Below are 16,197 nucleotides of genomic sequence, written 5' to 3' on the forward strand. Positions count from 1 at the left end.
ACGGACGTCAGACGGGCGTCTGCCGAAGTATTATTACTCATCACCGATACTGATTAACTGCCCATCCAGACGCGTTTCGTCTGGAGGCATCCCCCATCCGCTTGTCACTCCATCCCCCCATCTCGATTGGCAGTTCGCGGCTGGGGCTGCGGGGAGCGAGGGGTAGCCCTCGTTCCCCACCCTCCCCTCTCCCCCACTCGCTTTTGCTCTACAGGAACGCCGTCAGACCCAATCCGACCGCAAACGCCAGCACGATCGCATCACCTCGTCCGAACGATAGCGGCGGCAGCGTCGGATTCCACGAAAAACACCGCGCCTGCATCGCGAGCGCGAGTCGATCCGCGCGGTCGAACGCCCGCGAGAGTCCGAGCAGGGCGAGCGTGCTCGCGCGGTCGACCGCGCTGCGCTCGGTGCCGAGTCGAGCGGCCATCGCATCGCGAATCGTGCGGATATCGCCCTGCAGAACGGGCAAAAAGCGAAAGACGAGTGCGATTCCGATGCCCAACAACTGGCCGGGTTTCCCCGGGATCGTCCGCTGGATCGCAGCGCGCGAGTCCCGCACCGGGGTCGACCGGACGTACGCGGCGCTGACGTGCAGGATCAACAGGACGCGGTAGCTCGCTCGAGCCGACGCGAGTCCGTCCTCGAGGACGATCCACGGCGGCCCGAGCGCGAGCGCGGCCAGCAGCGGCGCGAGCGCGAGGATGACGAACGCGAACCGGTACGCGTACAGCGTTCGCCGGAGCGGTACCCGCGCCGCGACGAGGACGAGTGCAGCGACGGCGGACAGTGCGAGTAGGGCTCGCGCGTCGGTGTGTGCCAGCGCGGTCGCGGCGAAGCCGATCTGGACCGCGAGCTTCGAGCGCGGATCGAGCCGATGGACCAGCGTATTGTCGGGTTCGTAGGTCAACATCGGTCGGTCTCGGTACGGAACGCTTCCGGGACGCGAACCTCGAGGCCCTCGAGTTCCGCGATCGCTCGCTCGGGCGCATCGTCGACGACGACGCGTCCGTCCCGCACGGCGACGAGTCGATCCGCGAGCGCGAGGACGTCCCGCAGGTCGTGGGTCGCGAGCACGACGCCGGTGCCGGCGACCGACAGCGACTCGAGGCGCTCGAGCACCGAGCGGCGGGCGGGGTCGTCGAGTCCGGTGAACGGTTCGTCGAGGACGAGGTGGTCGGGATCCATCGCGAGCGCGCCCGCGATCGCGACGCGGGCTTGTTCGCCGCCCGAGAGCGCGTCGATCCGTTCGTCCTCGCGGCCGGCCATGTTCACGGCCGCGAGCGCGGTTTCGACCCGACGGTCGATCTCGGCGCGCTCGAGGCCGAGGTTCTCGGGGCCGAAGGCGACGTCGGCGCCGACCGTCGCGGCGACGAACTGGTCGCGCGGATGCTGAAAGACCATCCCGACGCGCGAGCGAGCGGCGACGAGGTCGTCCGTCACGGGCGTGCCGTCGACGAGGACGGTTCCCGAATCCGGCGTCAGGAGGCCGTTGCAGTGGCGCAGCAGCGTCGTCTTCCCGCTGCCGTTCGCGCCCGCCAGGACGACGAACTCGCCGCTCTCGATCGATAGCGACAGGTCCTCGAGGACGGGGACGTCCTCGAAGGCGTACGAGACGTCGCGGAATTCGATCATCGTATGCGTCTCCGTGCGGTCTCGATCTTCGCGCGCCTTCTCGAGGGTCGATCGCGTCCGATCACGAGCGCACCGAGACGATGCGGCCACTTTTGACGATCGCGATCGCGGCGGCCATCTTCAGGATCTCGCCCGGGATGAACGGCAGCGCGCCGGCGGTGACCGCTTCCCAGAGGTTCATCTCGAGGAGCCATGCCATGTAGCCGACGCCCATGCCGTAGATCAGCACCGTCCCGGCGACGAGCGCCGCGACGACGACCGGCAGGGGCTGGGCGGCGGGGTCGCGCAGGGCCGTACCCCGGTGGACGGCCAGCCCGATCAGCCCCGCGGCGATCGGGTACGACCAGAGGTAGCCGGCGGTTTGTCCGACGAGGACGCCGGGGCCGCCGTTCATGCCGGCGAAGACGGGGAGTCCGACCGCGCCGGCGGCGAGGTACAGCACCAGCGAGAAGGTCCCCCAGATCGGCCCGAGCACGAGTCCGGCCAGGAAGACGAACAGTACCTGCAGCGTGATCGGTGCGGGCGAGAGCGGGATCGGGATCGTTACGGGCGCGGACGCGCCGATCAGCGCCGCGATCAGCGCCGCCCGGGCGAACTGGCGGACGACGTCGCCGCTGACGCGATCGACCGACTGTCGTTCGGTTGCCATACCGAACCGTGTCTCGTAAACCAAGATCAAAACTTCGGTTTCCGAGACCGACGGTCGATCGGGTCGCCGCGCGACGCTCGAGTCCCGCCGAAACCGATGGTCACGCGAACGCGAGCCGAATCAACCCGGCTGAAACGGTTCGTTCCTGTCCGGTTTCACGAGTGTATCGGTATCAGGAACGAGCGTAGAACCGGGCCGTCAGCTTGTCGAACGCTCGAGAACTGCCAGCTGCCGATTCACGATGAAGTAATCCGGTATTGTCTCCGCGTCCTGACTGAAACGGACGGCGCGCTTATGCGCCGATTCGGTCGGGTGGTGTGAAACGAATGCGATCCGGTAGTACGCGGTACGCACGGCGACGGCATCGCGGGGCGAGAGTAGGACGACCAGACCGCGGCGGCACGGAGCGGCGAGTTCCGGTCGGAAGGGCGGGCCCGTCGTCGAGGCGCGCGCGTGGACAGTACGCGAGAGCGCGTGCCAGTTTTGAAAGATCGAGTTCGGGCGACTGTGCCCGGGGTAACTGCGGTGATCCGCGGTGAGCCGCACACGCGTTGGGCTCATCGCGGTCGCGCTCGTCGTCGGGGCGGTGCTCGTCGGTGCAGTTGCGCTGCCGTCGCTCGGCGTCGGCCTCGGTCCGTTCGACGGGTCCGGAATCGGTTCGGCGGACGACGGCACCGACCTCGAGGACGGCACGCAGGCGCAGTTCCAGGACGACGACCCGTCGGATGAGGGCAGTACAGACGAGTCGACGGAAACGGCATCGGCCGGGAACGATGGCGAATCGGACGTTCTGGCGCTCGGCGCGCCGGTAGCGATGCAACCGCAGGAGGGGGATGAAGCCGAGAGCGACGAGGCTGCGTCCTCGAGTGCGGACGCGACCGCCCAGCAGACCGAAACTGGAACCCAGGAGGACGAGGACCCCGTCGAAGCGGGCGTCGAAGACGGAATCGAACTCGCGCAGTCCCAGGGCGTCGAGGTGACCCAGGAACAGCGCGCGGCCGCGGTCGACGGCGCGCGGCAGGCCGCCGCCCAGCACCAGTCGGCCGAGGCCGAACAGGTGCAGGCCGCGACGGCGGGTGCGGTCCACGGCTCGCTGATGCAGGAGCAGTCGGTCAACGCCACGCAGATCCAGTACGCGGTCGGCGGCGCGACCGACGGGGCGCTCGCCCAGCACCAGACGGTCAACGCCAGCCAGCTGCAGAGCGCGACCTGGGGCGCGACCCACGGCGCACTCGCCCAGCAACAGCGCGTGACCGTCGAGCAGATCCAGGTCGCGACCTACGGCGCCGCCGCGGGCGCCGCCAGCGAAGCCGGCGACAAGGGCGTCGACAGCAAACCGAAAATCCAGGAAGCGGCGCAGGGCGCGGCCTACGGCGTCTTGGAGCAGTACCAGAAGGTCACGGTCGAACAACGCCAGCAGGTCACGCTCGAGCACGTCCAGCACGCCGCGGCCGGGGCGTCGGCCGGCGCGCTCGAGGGGAGTACCCGAAGCGTCCTCGAGGCGGAACGGGAGCAGACGATCGAGGTCGAGCAACGCCAGCGCGTCGACATCAAGCAGGTCCAGAAGGCCGCGACGGGCGCCGCGAAGGGCGCGCTCGAGCAGCGCCAGTCGGTCTCGGTCGAGCAGACCCAGGCCGCCGCACGCGGGGCGGGCAAGGGGCCGCTGAAGCAGGTCCAGTCCGTCAGCGTCGAGCAGGTCCAGCACATCTCGATCACGCAGATTCAGGAGGCCGCCTTCGGCGCGTCGAAGGGCGCGATCGAACAGAGTCAGGAAGCCAGCGTCGAGCAGATTCAGGCCGCAGCGGACGGCGCCTCGCAGGGCTCGCTCCTGCAGCGCCAGGAGGTGTCGATCGCGCAGATCCAGCACGCGGCCACCGGCGCCTCGAAGGGCGCCGTCCAGTCGGCGGTCCAGCACCAGGTCGTCGAGGTCGAGCAGATTCAGGCCGCCGCACGCGGCGCCGGCGAGGGCGCGGTGACCCAGAAGCAGATCGTCGATGTCACGCAGGTACAGACGCTTGCGCAGGGCGCCTCGAGCGGCGCGCTCTCGCAGTCCCAAGGGGCCAGCGTCGAACAGATCCAGACCGCAGCCCGGAGCGCCTGCGAGGAGACCGCGCGGGTCGTCCAGTCCCAGCGGATCAGCGTGACGCAACTCCAGACGCTGACCCAGGAGACGGCGGCGGACGCGACCCAGTACGCCGTCACTGAAGGGATCACCGACGCGACGCAAATCGTCCAGTACGTCGAGGTCACCGTCGTCCAGAAAATCGAGCAGGTCGACGAACTCGAGGGGACCGCGTCGATCGAGTTCCCCGATCAGGAGTCCGACGGCGCGAGCGTCGTCGTCGACAGCGTCGAACTCTCGGAGGGCGGCTTCGTCGCGATCTACGAGGGCGTCGCGGTCGATACCGATCCCGACGCCGTCGTCGGCACCTCCGCCTATCTCGAGGCCGGCGAACACGAGGACCTCGAGATCGCTCTCGACGAGCAGCTCAACGAGAGCCAGGCGCTCGTCGCGGTCGTCCACCACGATACGAACGACGACGGGTCGTTCGACTACGTGGACTCCGACGGCGCCGAGGACGAGCCCTACGTCACCGCGGGTGGCGGGCCGGTGCTCGACGGGGCGTTCGTTACGGTCGCCGACGATACCGACCGCGAGGCCACGCTCAACGTGACCGACCAGACTGGCGACGGCGAAACGCTCGTCGTGGACGAGGCCAACGCCTCCGTCGACTACGCCGTCACCGCCGAGTACGACGGCGAGCGCGTCGACAGCGAGTCGTTCGACGCGGGCCAGTCCGTCGAGAATCTCGAACTGGACCTCGAGCCGCTGCTGGAGGAGAACGCGACCGTCAACGTGTCCGTTCGCGCGCTCGAGGACGACGCCGAACTCGCGAACGAGTCGATCGCGTATACGGTCGCGACCGAACCGTCTGAACCCGAACCCGAAGCGACGCTCAACGTGAGCGATCAGGAAGGCGACGGCGAGACCCTGCTGGTCGACGATGCGAACGCGTCGGTCGAGTACGTCGTCAGCGCCGAGTACGACGGCGAACGGGTCGACAGCGAGCCCTTTGCTGCCGGCGAGGCGGCCGAGAACGAATCGATTGCGCTCGAGCCGCCGCTCGAGAACGACACGACGGTCGACGTCTCGGTGCGCGACGCCGCGACGGACGAGGCGCTGGCGAACGACTCCGTCGCGTACGCGGTCGCGGACGAGGGGCCGGAACCCGGGCCCGAACCCGAACCGGAAGCGACGCTCGACGTCGGCGACCAGACCGGCAGCGGCGAGGCCCTCGTCGTCGACGAGGCCAACGCCTCCGTCGACTACGCGCTCGCCGTGACCGACGAGGACGGCGAACAACGCGCCGCGAGCGACGCGTTCGCGGCCGGCGAAACGGTCGAAAACGAGTCGCTCGCCCTCGAGCCGCCGCTCGAGGCGAACGCGACGCTCGAGGTGGCAGTCGTCGCAGCCGACGGCGACAACGCGACGGCCGACGGCAACGGGACCGCCGCCCCGCTCGCGAACGAGACGATCGAGTACACGGTCGACGAGTCGCCCGCGTTCGGCGTCGAGTTCGTCGACTGCTCGCGCGCGGAGGTGACGGGCTCGTTCGAGGACGGCGATACGGTCATCGTGGCCACCAGCTTCTACGAGTCCGGCGGCTTCGGCAACTCGATGGGCGAGTACGCGTTGAGCGTCGGCGAGAACATCGAGGGTCCGGTCGAGGGGACGGTCGTCTTCGAGACCGGCGAGGACTTTGCCGTCTCCGAGACCGAGGACGGCGCGTACGTCGAGGTCCCGCAGGGGCAGTTCGGCTCCGCGATCACCGGCATCGTCTCGCCGGACGCGACCCCCGGCTCGATCGACTACCCGAACCCCGACGCCAGCGAGTGCCTCGAGCAGGTCCGGCCCGAACAGCCCGAAATCGGCGTCAAGGAGACGACGCCGACGGACGACGGGGAGGCCGTCGAGGTCACCTTCGGCTACGAGAACCCCAACGACGCGCCGCTGTTCGTCGACAGCGCGTTCGTCGAGGGGACGACCGACGACGAACCGCCCGAAGAACTCGAGTCCGGGACGGGCGAGTTCACCGTCGAGTGGACGCCCGAAAGCGACGACGAGCAACTGGTGTGGGAAGTCGATCTGAGCCGCTACGACTACGAGGAGGCGCTCACAGCCGAAACGGCGACTGCGGGCGAGATCGCGCCGACCGAACCCGCCGCGTACGAGGTCTCGATCGCGGATACAAACGCACCCGTCGAGCAGGGCGAGTCGCTCACGATCAATGCCGACGTCGAAAACGTTGGCGGCGAGGCCGCCGAACAGCCGGTCACGCTCGCCGTCGCCGGCACCGAAACCGACTCCGTCTCGGTCGGGCTCGATCCCGGCGAATCGGAGACCGTGACGCTGAACGCCGAGACGGCCGAGTTAGAACCCGGCGAGTATCCGATTACCGTCTCGAGCGAGAACGATACGGTCGAGACGAGCGTGACGATCGAAGCGGCCGCCGAGTCCGATGCCGGCGACGCGGGTGCTGCCGGTGCCGGTGCGAACGACTCACCGGAAGCGCCGCCCGAAGACGGAACGGACACCCAATCACCCCAGGGGCCGCCCGAAACGCCTGACGAGTCGCCGAACTCGGGAGCGACTGACGACACGGCTGATTCCGGAACCGAGCCAGCCGACGAACCGACCGGTCCCGGTCCGTCGCCGGAGCCGAACGGGTCGGCCGACGCAGCCGACCAGTCCGGCGACTCGCAGCCACCGGCTGAACCGACCGCCGGCGAACCGGGGATAACAGTGGTCTGAGAGCGAAAGAGACGACTGCCGAGTACATCGCGTCGCTCGAGCAGGATCGCCGACGTGCGATCCTGACGCGGAGGACAGCTCTGTGAGTATGCAGCTAGCGGTCGTAGAAATTGCGACGGTCGAGTCCGCAGCACGACGGTCCCGCACCCGAAGGACTGCAGCGATCGACCGTTATTCGACGTTCAGTTGCGCGTTAGTGCTGGTGGCCGGTCGCTTCGCCGAAGGTGACGCCGAACCGCTCCTCGAAGAGGTCCATGATGCGCTCCTCCTGGGCCTCGAGGTCCTCGTCCCCGCCCTGGCCGTGGTGAACCATGTGGTGGGCGCGGCTGGCGAAGGATAGCAGGACGATGTCGCCGACCGTCTCGGCGGACGTCTGGTCGCCTTCCGCGACGAGGTCCACGAGCCCCGCGGGGACCGTCACGTCGTCTGTCGTTTCGTCGTCGGCCGTGATCGAGACGGTGATCGTCTCCACGTCGTCGGACATATCCCTACGGTCGGGAAGCGTGCCTAAAGGTGCTGTGGCTTGCGACGACGGGTTGGACGGGTTGCGGACCGGCAGAAACGCCGGCGAGGAGGGGTGCCCGTGGCGTTTTTGCCCGTTGACGTCGAAGTTTCGCACATGCCCACCGTCGAACTCGAGGAGGAGACGATCGAGCGACTGGACGAACTGCGCGTCGACGACGAGTCCTACGACGAACTGGTCACCGAACTCATCAACATCTACGAGACCAGCGAGTACACGCTCTTTCGCGCCGGCGACTGACGGTGCGGTCGGGCGTCGCCGATCCGCAGGCGTTGTCCCCGGTCGGTGCTCGGTTGTCGCCGAATAGCGGTCGTCGGTCGGCCGACCGTATCGCGCCGATCAGTTCTCCGCGGCGATTTCTCGAATCGACTCCCACTTGCCGTTCGACTCGAGTTTCGACTGGAGCTCGTCGGCGTACTCCTGCGTGAGCCGTTCGGCCGCCTCGCGTTTCGCGCCCTGTCCGCTCCCGCCGTCGCCGCCGAGGCCGAGCGCGCCTTTGATCGAGTCGACCAGACCGCCGCCCGAGCCGCTCGCGTTGCCGGCGCCGCTGCCGCTGCCGCCGCCGGCACCCGGACCGCCCATCGCGCCCATTCCCTGATCCACGTTCTCGAGTTCGGGCATGATCTGATCGACTTTGTCGGTGTTCGCGACGATCCGGGCGCGCTCGGGATCGTCGGCGTGCTCGATCTCGAGTTCGGTCGCGGTCATGATCAGGCTCCACTGCTGGTTCGAGAACCGCGACTCCGCGATTCGCGAGGAGAACTCCTGATCGAGGGTCATCCGCGCCCCGACGATCCGGTCGGTCCAGTCGGTGTCGCTCATGGCCAGCGATTAGCACGGTGCGCGTATCAGCGTTTCCCTCGACGGACGCCGATACCGGGGCGAACGGCTCTCGCGGCCGCGATTACCGCATCGGTTGCTCGGCCGGCCTCGTTCCTCCGCCACCTCGTCAGTCCAGCCGTTCGGACGACTCGGCGTGGCGTCCCGCGAGGTCGACGTACCGATCGGCGGTCGCCTCGAGGTGCGGGTCGTCGACCTCGGCTTTCGGCTCGGCGGGCGCGCCGGCGACGAGCGTCGACGGTGGAACCTCGGTGCCCTCGGTGACGACGCTGCCGGCGGCGACGACGGCCCCCTCGCCGATCCGGGCGCCGTCGAGGACGGTCGCGTTCATCCCGACCAGCGCGCGCTCGGCGACCGTAGCGTCGTGGACGATCGCGCTGTGGCCGACCGTCGCGTACGGCTCGAGTTCGGCGTTCTCGTGGAGAACGGCGTTGTCCTGAATATTCGCACCCTCGCCGACGACGATCTGTCCGTGGTCGCCCCGGAGGGTGGTGTTCGGCCAGACGCTGGCGTCGGCTTCGACGACGACGTCGCCGATGATCACGGCGGCCTCGTCGACGTACGCGGAGTCGGCGATCTGCGGCGTCGTGCCGTCGAACGAACGGAGCATGTCTCGTCTCACCGTGGATCGGGAGCGCCCTTGAATCTGTGCGCCGCGTTCGGCGGTTCGACCACCGACCCGTCGTATCGCCTCGCGTCCAGCCACGTCGGCCGATCGCGACGAACAGAACGTATTCTGTCATAACTACCAACGTGATTTGGCATTACGGCTAAGATCGATCCTACGAAATAAACGATTGCAGCGGGCGTTCTGGCTTCCCCCGGCCACCGTTCCGCTGAGTGTCATCCCACCACCTCACCCCATCTACCCAACCGGTGAACAGGGGTCGAGTCGAACCCCCCTTCGTTCCTCCCCTGTTGCTGCACTCGTCGTGCCCGAGTCCCTACTCGTCCGATAGCCGCTCCGACAGTCGATCGAACCGGTCCTGCGCTCGGTCTCGACGGTCCCGTTCCCGCTCCGGATCGTACGTTACCTCGAGCAGCGCACCCGCCTCGATGTCAGTCTCGTCAGCGTCTTCGTCGTCCGCAACCACGACCTCGAGCACGGCGCCCTCGTGAGCGCCGTCTACCGGGAGTCGGTCGACGGGGACCGTCCGCTCGTCGACGACCTCGCCGTCGGCCTCGAGCAGGAGGACGGCCAGTTCGACGCGGTCGCGTCCCGGTTCGCCGTCGGTGCGTTCCTCGGGTTTCGGTTGCTCCCCGCTGGATGGCTCCGTACTGTCACCGCCCCTATCCTCGCTTTCGCTCGCTCGCTCGCCCTCGCTCTCGGCCTCGACGATGCGATCGAGGACCGCAGTGTAGCTGGTGCCCATTAGCCCACGGTACGCGCGGGAACCACATCAATCGCGGGTGACGCTGGGCCAGGGGAGATCGACAAGCCCACGCTGTTGGCGGCGCTGTCGTCGTTTTCGTCGTGTTTCCGCTCGAGCAGTTCGGCCGCGTCGGTCGGCCCGTCGCGCTCGGTCGTTACCGAGACGTCGTCGCCGCCGTCGACCGTGATCACCGTATCGCCGTGCACGCCGGTCCAGTAGGTTTCGATACCGCGCTCGGCGAGGCTCTCGAGCACCTCGTCGTGGGGGTGGCCGTACTGAGAGTCGAGCGCGCTCGAGATCACGGTGACTTCGGGGTCGACGGCATCCATGAAGGGATCGCTCGAGGAGGTCGACGACCCGTGGTGGCCCGCTTGGTAGGCGTCGGCCGCGAGGGTGTCGCCGTGCGCGTCGATCAACCGTCGTTCCGTCGTCCGTTCGATGTCGCCCGTCGTGAGGTAGGTGAACTCGCCGTACGCGAGCGAGAGGACGACGCTGTTCTCGTCGACGCCGTCGCTGTGACGTTCCTCCGGCGGGTTCAGGACGGTCGCTTCGAGCGTCGCGTTGCTTCCGTCGGCGCTCGCACTCTCGAGGGGGAGTCGATCGCCGGCGACGACTTGGAACAGGTCGACGTCGTGCTCCTCGATCGCGTCGAGGTAGTTCTCGTAGGTGGCGCTCGTGTGCGCGACGCCGGAGTCGTAGGCCGCGCCGACGCCCTCGCCGTTTTCCTCGAAGTGTTCGATGACGGCCGGGTGGCCGCCGATGTGGTCTGCGTGGCCGTGCGTCGCGACCAGGTGGTCGATGCGCTCGATATCCTGGGCCTCGAGGTAGTCGATGACGGTCTGGCCGTCGTCGCGCCAGTCGCCCGTATCGATCAGGATCGTTTCGTTGGCCGGCGTGACGATCAGCGTCGAATCGGCCTGCCCGACGTCGATATGGTGGATCTCGAGGTCGCCGGCGGCATCGACGGAGGCGGCGTCCGTGCTGGAATCTGTGGACGTACCGAGATCAACGCCGCCGGCACAGCCCGCGAGAACGACCGTGAGTCCGACGGCGACGACGAGGGCGGATCGTTGCACGTTCCCCACGACGCCCTCGCGGGATATGGTGGTTCGGAGCGGTCGGCTTCCCGACCGGTTTTCAGATTGAAGGGTCTCGGCGTGAAAAGAGCGGCAACGAGTCGGCAGGTTAGACGGCGCCGCCCTCGAAGCTCGTCTCCGCGTGGAGGTCGTCCTTCAGGGCGTCGTGAACCTTGCAGAGTTCGAACGCGCGCTCGACGATCTCCTCGCCCGTTTCGTCGTCCACGTCGGCCTCGACGCGGATGTCGAAGGCGATCGACTCGAGTTTGTCGTCGTCGTTGAGATCGCCGGTGATGTCGATCTCGATCGTCCCGAGGTCGTCGGCGCCGCGCTGCTGTCCGCCGACGCGGAGCGCGGGGACGTAACAGGAGCCGTAGGCGGCCAGCAGCGCCTCGAGCGTGTCGGGCGCGTCCTCCCCGTTGGCGTCGATGGTCGTCTCGAAGTCGCGGATCTCGTTCGTGGCGCTGTATCCCTCCTCGGATACCGTGGTGACTTGCTTCGCCATAGCAGGCGGACCGTCCACGGGCGACGCTGTAAACGTTTGGTGGGGCGCGGAAGAAAGCGGCGGCGACGGCTCTTCACCTTGCGTTTGCAGCGGAATCTCCTTTCATTTCGCTCGAAAGACGATCTGGACGAACGATGACGAATCTCAGGACGGGATCGAGTTGGCGGTCGCGACCGGCGTCGCTTCGACGGCGACGACCGCGTGTGCGATCGGTCGGAACCCGAAAACGGCTTCGACGACTGCCACTCGAGTGAAAATGGTCGACGTAACCGGTCACTTCGGCATGGCGCTGGTGTTCGCCGCGCCCGCGTGGATGATTTGGGGCCGCCGAGCGGCGCTCGGATTCACGGCCTTTACGCTCGTGACGGCGATGCTCCCGGACGCCGATCTGGTGTTGCAACACGTCCTGCCGATCTCCCACCACGGGATCACTCACACGCTGGTGTTCGTCGCGCTCGGGGGCGCGGTCGGCGGCGCGGTCGCGTCGACGTATCTCACCGCCCGGCTCAACGCCCACCGCTGGATTCGGAGTACGGAAATCGAATCCGAGACGGTCTTCGTCTTCGCGACGGCGGGCCTGATCGTCGGCGGCGTCAGCCACCTGTTCGCGGATATCCTCTCGGCGCCGGACATCGCGGCACCGCTTACACCGTTCTGGCCGATCTACTCAGAACCCGTAATCGTCGACGTCATCTACTACAACTCGCCGGTCTGGAACTATGGACTGCTCGCCGTCGCCGTCGGACTCCACCTGCTGTTGGCCCGGTACGAGCGGTACCCGCTCGAGACGCGCTACCGGATCGGAAGCCGAGACGGAGAGGACGCTCGAGACGACGGTGCCGATCAGTACCGCGCGAGCAGGACCGATTGACGAGCAGTCGAGGCGCCGAACGGCGAAAACGGCTGTTCTACGGGATTACGGGCGACGGGATCGCGCCCCTCGTGTCAGCGGTCGACCGCCGGAGATAGCGTAAATCCGGGATAAGAAGTCGTATTGCGGCCCGTCCGGATCGAGCCGTGCGGTCAGCTCTCGAGTTCGAACGGCTCGTCGGCCTCGAGGACCTGCACCTCTGCGTCGCCGCCGGTCGCGTCGACCTCGCGCTCGAAGTCCGCCGGATCCTGCTCGATCGGCGGGAAGGTGTCGTAGTGCTGCGGGAGGGCGACGTCGACGTCGAGCCAGTCGACGGCGATGGCGGCCTGCTGGGGACCCATCGTGAAGTGGTCGCCGATCGGCACGGCGGCGGCGTCGGGCTCCAAGTACGGACCGATGACGTCGCGCATCTCGGTCATGAGCGCGGTGTCGCCGGCGTCGTAGAAGGTCGTCGACTCCTCGTCGGCGATCTGCGTGGGCTTCGTATCGGAGATGACGAAGCCGGTCGGCATGCCGGCGTCGACGTCGTACTCGGTCATGATCCCGTTGGTGTGGTCGGCGCGGTGCATCGTGACGTAGGCGTCGCCGCACTCGACGGTGCCGCCGAGGTTCATCCCCATCCCGCCGACGGCGTCCTCGTAGCCGAACTCGTCCTCGCAGTAGGAGACCAGTTCCGGCGTCGCGACCAGCGTCGCGTCGGAGAACTCCCCGGCGTGGGAGATGTGGTCGGCGTGGCCGTGGGTCAACAGCACGTAGTCGGGCGTCTCGACGTCCGACGGGTCCAGCTCCGTCTTCGGGTTGTCGAAGAACGGATCGATCAGCAACTCGGTGTCGCCAACGGTGACGTGCCACGTCGAGTGGCCGTGCCAGGTGAGTTCCATAGCGGTCGAACGTTGACGCGAAACGGACTTAAAACTGGGTGCGCGGGCAGCGATTTCCGCGGGAGCGGTAGACGAATCGATACCGCCTCCTCGAGCGGCCTCCGGTTCGATACCGAGACCCGCGCGGCTAATTTGCGACGTTTTCGGCACGGATGAAACGTACACGATCACCAACATTTATGGGACGCCCATCGCAACGGTAGCAAGCCGCACGCGTATTGACACACCGCGCATGCGGTCGATCGCTGTCAGTAGCGATCGGACGAGCGGCGATCGGTGTTGCAGGACCAGTCACACGACATTCCAGGGGGCTCGAACGCAACGGCGATATCCCGCTCGCTCGATTTTCGTGACGACGGCACGGAGCGGTCCTCCGAATGTCGCCACCGGGCTGCCGGTGGCGACGATGCCGTGTCGTTTTTTACGTCGACCACGTACGGCGGGTATGCTCGCACTGACGCTCGAGGACTTCATGGTAGAGCTCAACGACGGGTCGATCAAGAACGTCGGTCCGAAGAACAAGTCGGCGACGGTCAAGCTGTTCGACGTCGAATCCGCCGAAGGCCGGGAGTTCGGCGACAAGCGGGTCAAACTCGTTTTCGAGGACGACGACGAGAACGAGATCCAGGTGTCGCTGTTCCCCGAGCAGGTCCGCGAACTCGCCGACGACATCGAGCGGCTCGAGGAGGAGTCGGCGGCGTTCGACTGACTAGAGGACTGAGCGGTCGGTACAGGACCCCAGCGGATCGCACTGCGATCAGCAACCGGTACCCGCAGACGTGTCGGTCGACCGACGGACGCATTTCGACAACCGTTTTAGGGCGAACCTGCTTGAACCGAATAGATGGGTAACTGTATCATCTGCGGCACACCCGTTGACGGGCAGATCTGCGAGAGTCACGAGGAGGACGCGGTCTTCGAGTTCCGCGGGTCCTCGGCCTCGCAGCTCTCCCCCGGTCGCTACTACCGGGGCACCGTCGACGGCTACGCCGACTTCGGCGTCTTCGTCGACGTCGGAGATCACGTCACCGGCCTGTTGCACAGAAGCGAACTCGACAAACGACTCGAGAGTCTCGACTGGGAACCGGGCGACGACGTCTACGTCCAGGTGCTCGACGTTCGGGACAACGGCAACGTCGACCTCGGCTGGTCGATCCGCCAGCGCGAACGCGAGTTCCGCGGCAAGCTGATCGACACGGGCGACTCGGAGGTTCTTCCCGAGGAGTTCGAGGACGAGGGTGAGGGAGAGAGCGAGTCGGACGTCACCGACTCCTCCGACACCCAGGAGAGTCAGCGCGAAAGCGACCAGCAGTCGGCAGACGTCGACGCCGGCGAACTCCAGACGGCCGCCGACGACACCGGTCCGTCCGACGAACAGCCCGCCACCGCGGGCGCGGCGTCCGCCGGCGGCACCGTCGCGACCGAGAGCCCGACGTCGACCGCGGCCACCGACGACGCGGCCGACGCCGAGCCCACGACCGAGGACGCGCCGCTCAAGCGGACGACCGTCGACGCCATCGACAACCAGGTCGGCAGCGTCGTTCGCCTCGAGGGCGAGATCACCGGCATCCGCCAGACCAGCGGCCCCACGGTGTTCACGCTGCGCGACGAGACCGGCACCGTCGAGTGCGCCGCATTCGAGGAAGCCGGCGTTCGCGCCTATCCCGACGTCGAGATCGACGACGTCGTCGCCTTAGAGGGCGAGGTCGAACGCCACCACGGCGACCTGCAGGTCGAAACCGAGACGCTCGAGATCCTCGACGGCGAGGACCGCGAGGCCGTCGTCGACCGCTTAGAGAGCGCGATCGAACGCGAGGCCCGACCCGCGGAGGTCGAGTTCCTCGCGGACCACGACGCCGTCACCGCCGTCGAGGACGAACTGCTCGACGCCGCGACGGCCATCCGCCGCGCGGTCATGGAAGCGCGCCCGATCGTCGTCCGCCACGGCGCGACCGCCGACGGCTACGTCGCCGGCGCCGCCATCGAACGCGCCGTGCTCCCGCTGATCCGCGAGAAGCACACCCGCGAGGACGCGGAGTACCACTACTTCGAGCGCCGCCCGCTCGACGGCCGCGTCTACGGCATGGACGCCGCCACCGACGACGTCACTTCGATGCTCGAGGCCCGCGACCGCCACGGCGAGCAACTGCCGCTGATCGTGCTCGTCGACGCCGGCGCGACCGAGGAGTCGGCCGACGGCTACGAACTGCTCAGCCTCTACGGCGCCGACGCGCTCGTCATCGACGACAGTCGCGCCGACGAGGAGATCGTCGACGCGGTCTCGGTCGCCGCGACGCCGTCGCTCGCGGGCGCCGACGTCGCCGACGTCACCTCGACGGCGCTGGCCGCGAACGTCGCCGCCCACGTCAACGACGACGTCCGGGACGACCTCCGGCACCTCCCCGCAGTCAGCTACTGGGAGAACGCCCCCGAAGCCTACCTCGAGCTCGCCACCGAGGCCGGCTACGACGAGACGGCCATCTCGGAGCGCCGCGAAGCCGTCGCGCTCGAGGCCTACTACCAGTCCTACAAGGACAAGCGCGAACTCGTCGCCGACCTGCTCTTTGACGACGACGGCGACCTCGCGGCCCACGTCTCCGAGCAGTTCCGCGCGAAGCTCGACACCGAACTCGAGACGGCCCGCGAGAACCTCACGACGGAGGAAGTCGACGGGATCACCGTTGCCGTCCTCGACACGTCGGCCTTCACCCACCGGTACAACTTCCCGACGACGACGATGCTGCTGGACGAACTCCACCGTCGTCAGCGCGACGAGGGGCCGTTCGTGACGCTGGGCGTCGGCGACGACGAACTGCACGTCCGCGCGACCGAGTCGCTGAACGTCCGCGACCTCGGCGACGCTATCAAGGCGGCCGCGCCCGACGCCGGCGTCCGCGTCGTCGGCGGCCAGGACGGTCACATCGAGTTCCTGCCCGGCGAACGGGCAGCCGTCCGCGACGCCGCGCTCGCAGCGCTCGACGAGACGCTCGCGTAACTCGCGCCCTTCTCCGTCGTCCGTACGCACTGCATA

The 16,197-nt window shown here is 67.8% G+C and carries 15 protein-coding genes; 5 read left to right on the forward strand and 10 right to left on the reverse strand.

Annotated features, from left to right (window positions below; all coding sequences use genetic code 11):
* Positions 1–208: 208 nt before the first annotated feature.
* The 3 genes from HALXA_RS08445 to HALXA_RS08455 form a co-directional block, all read right to left on the reverse strand.
* Positions 209–913, reverse strand: a complete 705-nt coding sequence (locus tag HALXA_RS08445; RefSeq protein ID WP_013879916.1) for an energy-coupling factor transporter transmembrane component T family protein — start codon at positions 911–913, stop codon at positions 209–211.
* Positions 907–1,635, reverse strand: a complete 729-nt coding sequence (locus tag HALXA_RS08450) for an energy-coupling factor ABC transporter ATP-binding protein (protein WP_013879917.1) — start codon at positions 1,633–1,635, stop codon at positions 907–909. Before HALXA_RS08450 ends, HALXA_RS08445 begins: the two co-directional genes overlap by 7 nt.
* A gap of 61 nt (positions 1,636–1,696) precedes the next feature.
* Complete coding sequence (locus HALXA_RS08455; RefSeq protein ID WP_013879918.1) at positions 1,697–2,284, reverse strand: biotin transporter BioY; 588 nt, start codon at positions 2,282–2,284, stop codon at positions 1,697–1,699.
* Between the two features lie 535 nt (positions 2,285–2,819).
* Between HALXA_RS08455 and HALXA_RS08460 the strand changes: the two genes are divergently transcribed.
* Positions 2,820–7,097 (forward strand): DUF7282 domain-containing protein, encoded by a 4,278-nt coding sequence (locus HALXA_RS08460; RefSeq protein ID WP_013879919.1) that lies wholly within the window; start codon positions 2,820–2,822, stop codon positions 7,095–7,097.
* 193 nt (positions 7,098–7,290) lie between these two features.
* On the opposite strand, the gene HALXA_RS08465 is transcribed toward HALXA_RS08460, so the two are convergent.
* A complete protein-coding gene (locus tag HALXA_RS08465) occupies positions 7,291–7,581 on the reverse strand; it encodes a DUF7545 family protein (protein WP_013879920.1) in 291 nt (96 codons plus the stop codon).
* Between the two features lie 135 nt (positions 7,582–7,716).
* On the opposite strand from HALXA_RS08465, the gene HALXA_RS22055 reads away from it, so the two are divergent.
* Entirely contained in the window at positions 7,717–7,860 is a 144-nt protein-coding gene (locus HALXA_RS22055; protein WP_013879921.1) for a DUF7557 family protein, read from the forward strand.
* A 99-nt stretch (positions 7,861–7,959) separates the two neighbouring features.
* Here the strand turns inward: HALXA_RS22055 and HALXA_RS08470 are convergent, their stop codons facing one another.
* From HALXA_RS08470 to HALXA_RS08490, 5 genes are all read right to left on the reverse strand, one after another.
* Complete coding sequence (locus tag HALXA_RS08470; RefSeq protein ID WP_013879922.1) at positions 7,960–8,442, reverse strand: DUF5799 family protein; 483 nt, start codon at positions 8,440–8,442, stop codon at positions 7,960–7,962.
* A 127-nt stretch (positions 8,443–8,569) separates the two neighbouring features.
* Positions 8,570–9,070 (reverse strand): gamma carbonic anhydrase family protein, encoded by a 501-nt coding sequence (locus HALXA_RS08475; protein ID WP_013879923.1) that lies wholly within the window; start codon positions 9,068–9,070, stop codon positions 8,570–8,572.
* A gap of 334 nt (positions 9,071–9,404) precedes the next feature.
* Positions 9,405–9,833, reverse strand: a complete 429-nt coding sequence (locus HALXA_RS22845; RefSeq protein WP_083822833.1) for a DUF3006 family protein — start codon at positions 9,831–9,833, stop codon at positions 9,405–9,407.
* Positions 9,833–10,909 (reverse strand): ComEC/Rec2 family competence protein, encoded by a 1,077-nt coding sequence (locus HALXA_RS08485; RefSeq protein ID WP_013879924.1) that lies wholly within the window; start codon positions 10,907–10,909, stop codon positions 9,833–9,835. Before HALXA_RS08485 ends, HALXA_RS22845 begins: the two co-directional genes overlap by 1 nt.
* A 109-nt stretch (positions 10,910–11,018) precedes the next feature.
* Complete coding sequence (locus HALXA_RS08490) at positions 11,019–11,414, reverse strand: OsmC family protein (protein ID WP_013879925.1); 396 nt, start codon at positions 11,412–11,414, stop codon at positions 11,019–11,021.
* 256 nt (positions 11,415–11,670) lie between these two features.
* Between HALXA_RS08490 and HALXA_RS08495 the strand changes: the two genes are divergently transcribed.
* Positions 11,671–12,285, forward strand: coding sequence for a metal-dependent hydrolase (locus tag HALXA_RS08495; protein WP_013879926.1), 615 nt, complete (start codon positions 11,671–11,673; stop codon positions 12,283–12,285).
* A 152-nt stretch (positions 12,286–12,437) separates the two neighbouring features.
* Here HALXA_RS08495 and HALXA_RS08500 read toward each other — a convergent pair whose 3' ends face one another.
* Positions 12,438–13,166: a metal-dependent hydrolase gene (locus tag HALXA_RS08500; RefSeq protein WP_013879927.1), complete on the reverse strand. Its 729-nt coding sequence runs from the start codon at positions 13,164–13,166 to the stop codon at positions 12,438–12,440.
* 445 nt (positions 13,167–13,611) lie between these two features.
* Here HALXA_RS08500 and HALXA_RS08505 point away from each other — a divergent pair, with 445 nt between their 5' ends.
* Both HALXA_RS08505 and HALXA_RS08510 read left to right on the forward strand, forming a co-directional pair.
* Positions 13,612–13,875: a hypothetical protein gene (locus HALXA_RS08505; protein WP_013879928.1), complete on the forward strand. Its 264-nt coding sequence runs from the start codon at positions 13,612–13,614 to the stop codon at positions 13,873–13,875.
* A gap of 135 nt (positions 13,876–14,010) precedes the next feature.
* Positions 14,011–16,161 (forward strand): DHH family phosphoesterase, encoded by a 2,151-nt coding sequence (locus HALXA_RS08510; RefSeq protein ID WP_013879929.1) that lies wholly within the window; start codon positions 14,011–14,013, stop codon positions 16,159–16,161.
* Positions 16,162–16,197 lie beyond the last annotated feature (36 nt).

Origin of the sequence: Halopiger xanaduensis SH-6 (genome assembly GCF_000217715.1) — an archaeon.
Taxonomy (GTDB): domain Archaea; phylum Halobacteriota; class Halobacteria; order Halobacteriales; family Natrialbaceae; genus Halopiger; species Halopiger xanaduensis.

What these genes read in the sequence shown, in the direction of transcription:
- HALXA_RS08510 (WP_013879929.1), top strand. Translation starts at nt 14,011, where the DNA reads ATGGGTAACTGTATCATCTGCGGCACACCCGTTGACGGGCAGATCTGC.
- HALXA_RS08470 (WP_013879922.1), bottom strand. Translation starts at nt 8,442, where the DNA reads ATGAGCGACACCGACTGGACCGACCGGATCGTCGGGGCGCGGATGACC.
- HALXA_RS22055 (WP_013879921.1), top strand. Translation starts at nt 7,717, where the DNA reads ATGCCCACCGTCGAACTCGAGGAGGAGACGATCGAGCGACTGGACGAA.
- HALXA_RS08445 (WP_013879916.1), bottom strand. Translation starts at nt 913, where the DNA reads ATGTTGACCTACGAACCCGACAATACGCTGGTCCATCGGCTCGATCCG.
- HALXA_RS08450 (WP_013879917.1), bottom strand. Translation starts at nt 1,635, where the DNA reads ATGATCGAATTCCGCGACGTCTCGTACGCCTTCGAGGACGTCCCCGTC.
- HALXA_RS22845 (WP_083822833.1), bottom strand. Translation starts at nt 9,833, where the DNA reads ATGGGCACCAGCTACACTGCGGTCCTCGATCGCATCGTCGAGGCCGAG.
- HALXA_RS08455 (WP_013879918.1), bottom strand. Translation starts at nt 2,284, where the DNA reads ATGGCAACCGAACGACAGTCGGTCGATCGCGTCAGCGGCGACGTCGTC.
- HALXA_RS08490 (WP_013879925.1), bottom strand. Translation starts at nt 11,414, where the DNA reads ATGGCGAAGCAAGTCACCACGGTATCCGAGGAGGGATACAGCGCCACG.
- HALXA_RS08475 (WP_013879923.1), bottom strand. Translation starts at nt 9,070, where the DNA reads ATGCTCCGTTCGTTCGACGGCACGACGCCGCAGATCGCCGACTCCGCG.
- HALXA_RS08495 (WP_013879926.1), top strand. Translation starts at nt 11,671, where the DNA reads ATGGTCGACGTAACCGGTCACTTCGGCATGGCGCTGGTGTTCGCCGCG.
- HALXA_RS08505 (WP_013879928.1), top strand. Translation starts at nt 13,612, where the DNA reads ATGCTCGCACTGACGCTCGAGGACTTCATGGTAGAGCTCAACGACGGG.
- HALXA_RS08500 (WP_013879927.1), bottom strand. Translation starts at nt 13,166, where the DNA reads ATGGAACTCACCTGGCACGGCCACTCGACGTGGCACGTCACCGTTGGC.
- HALXA_RS08465 (WP_013879920.1), bottom strand. Translation starts at nt 7,581, where the DNA reads ATGTCCGACGACGTGGAGACGATCACCGTCTCGATCACGGCCGACGAC.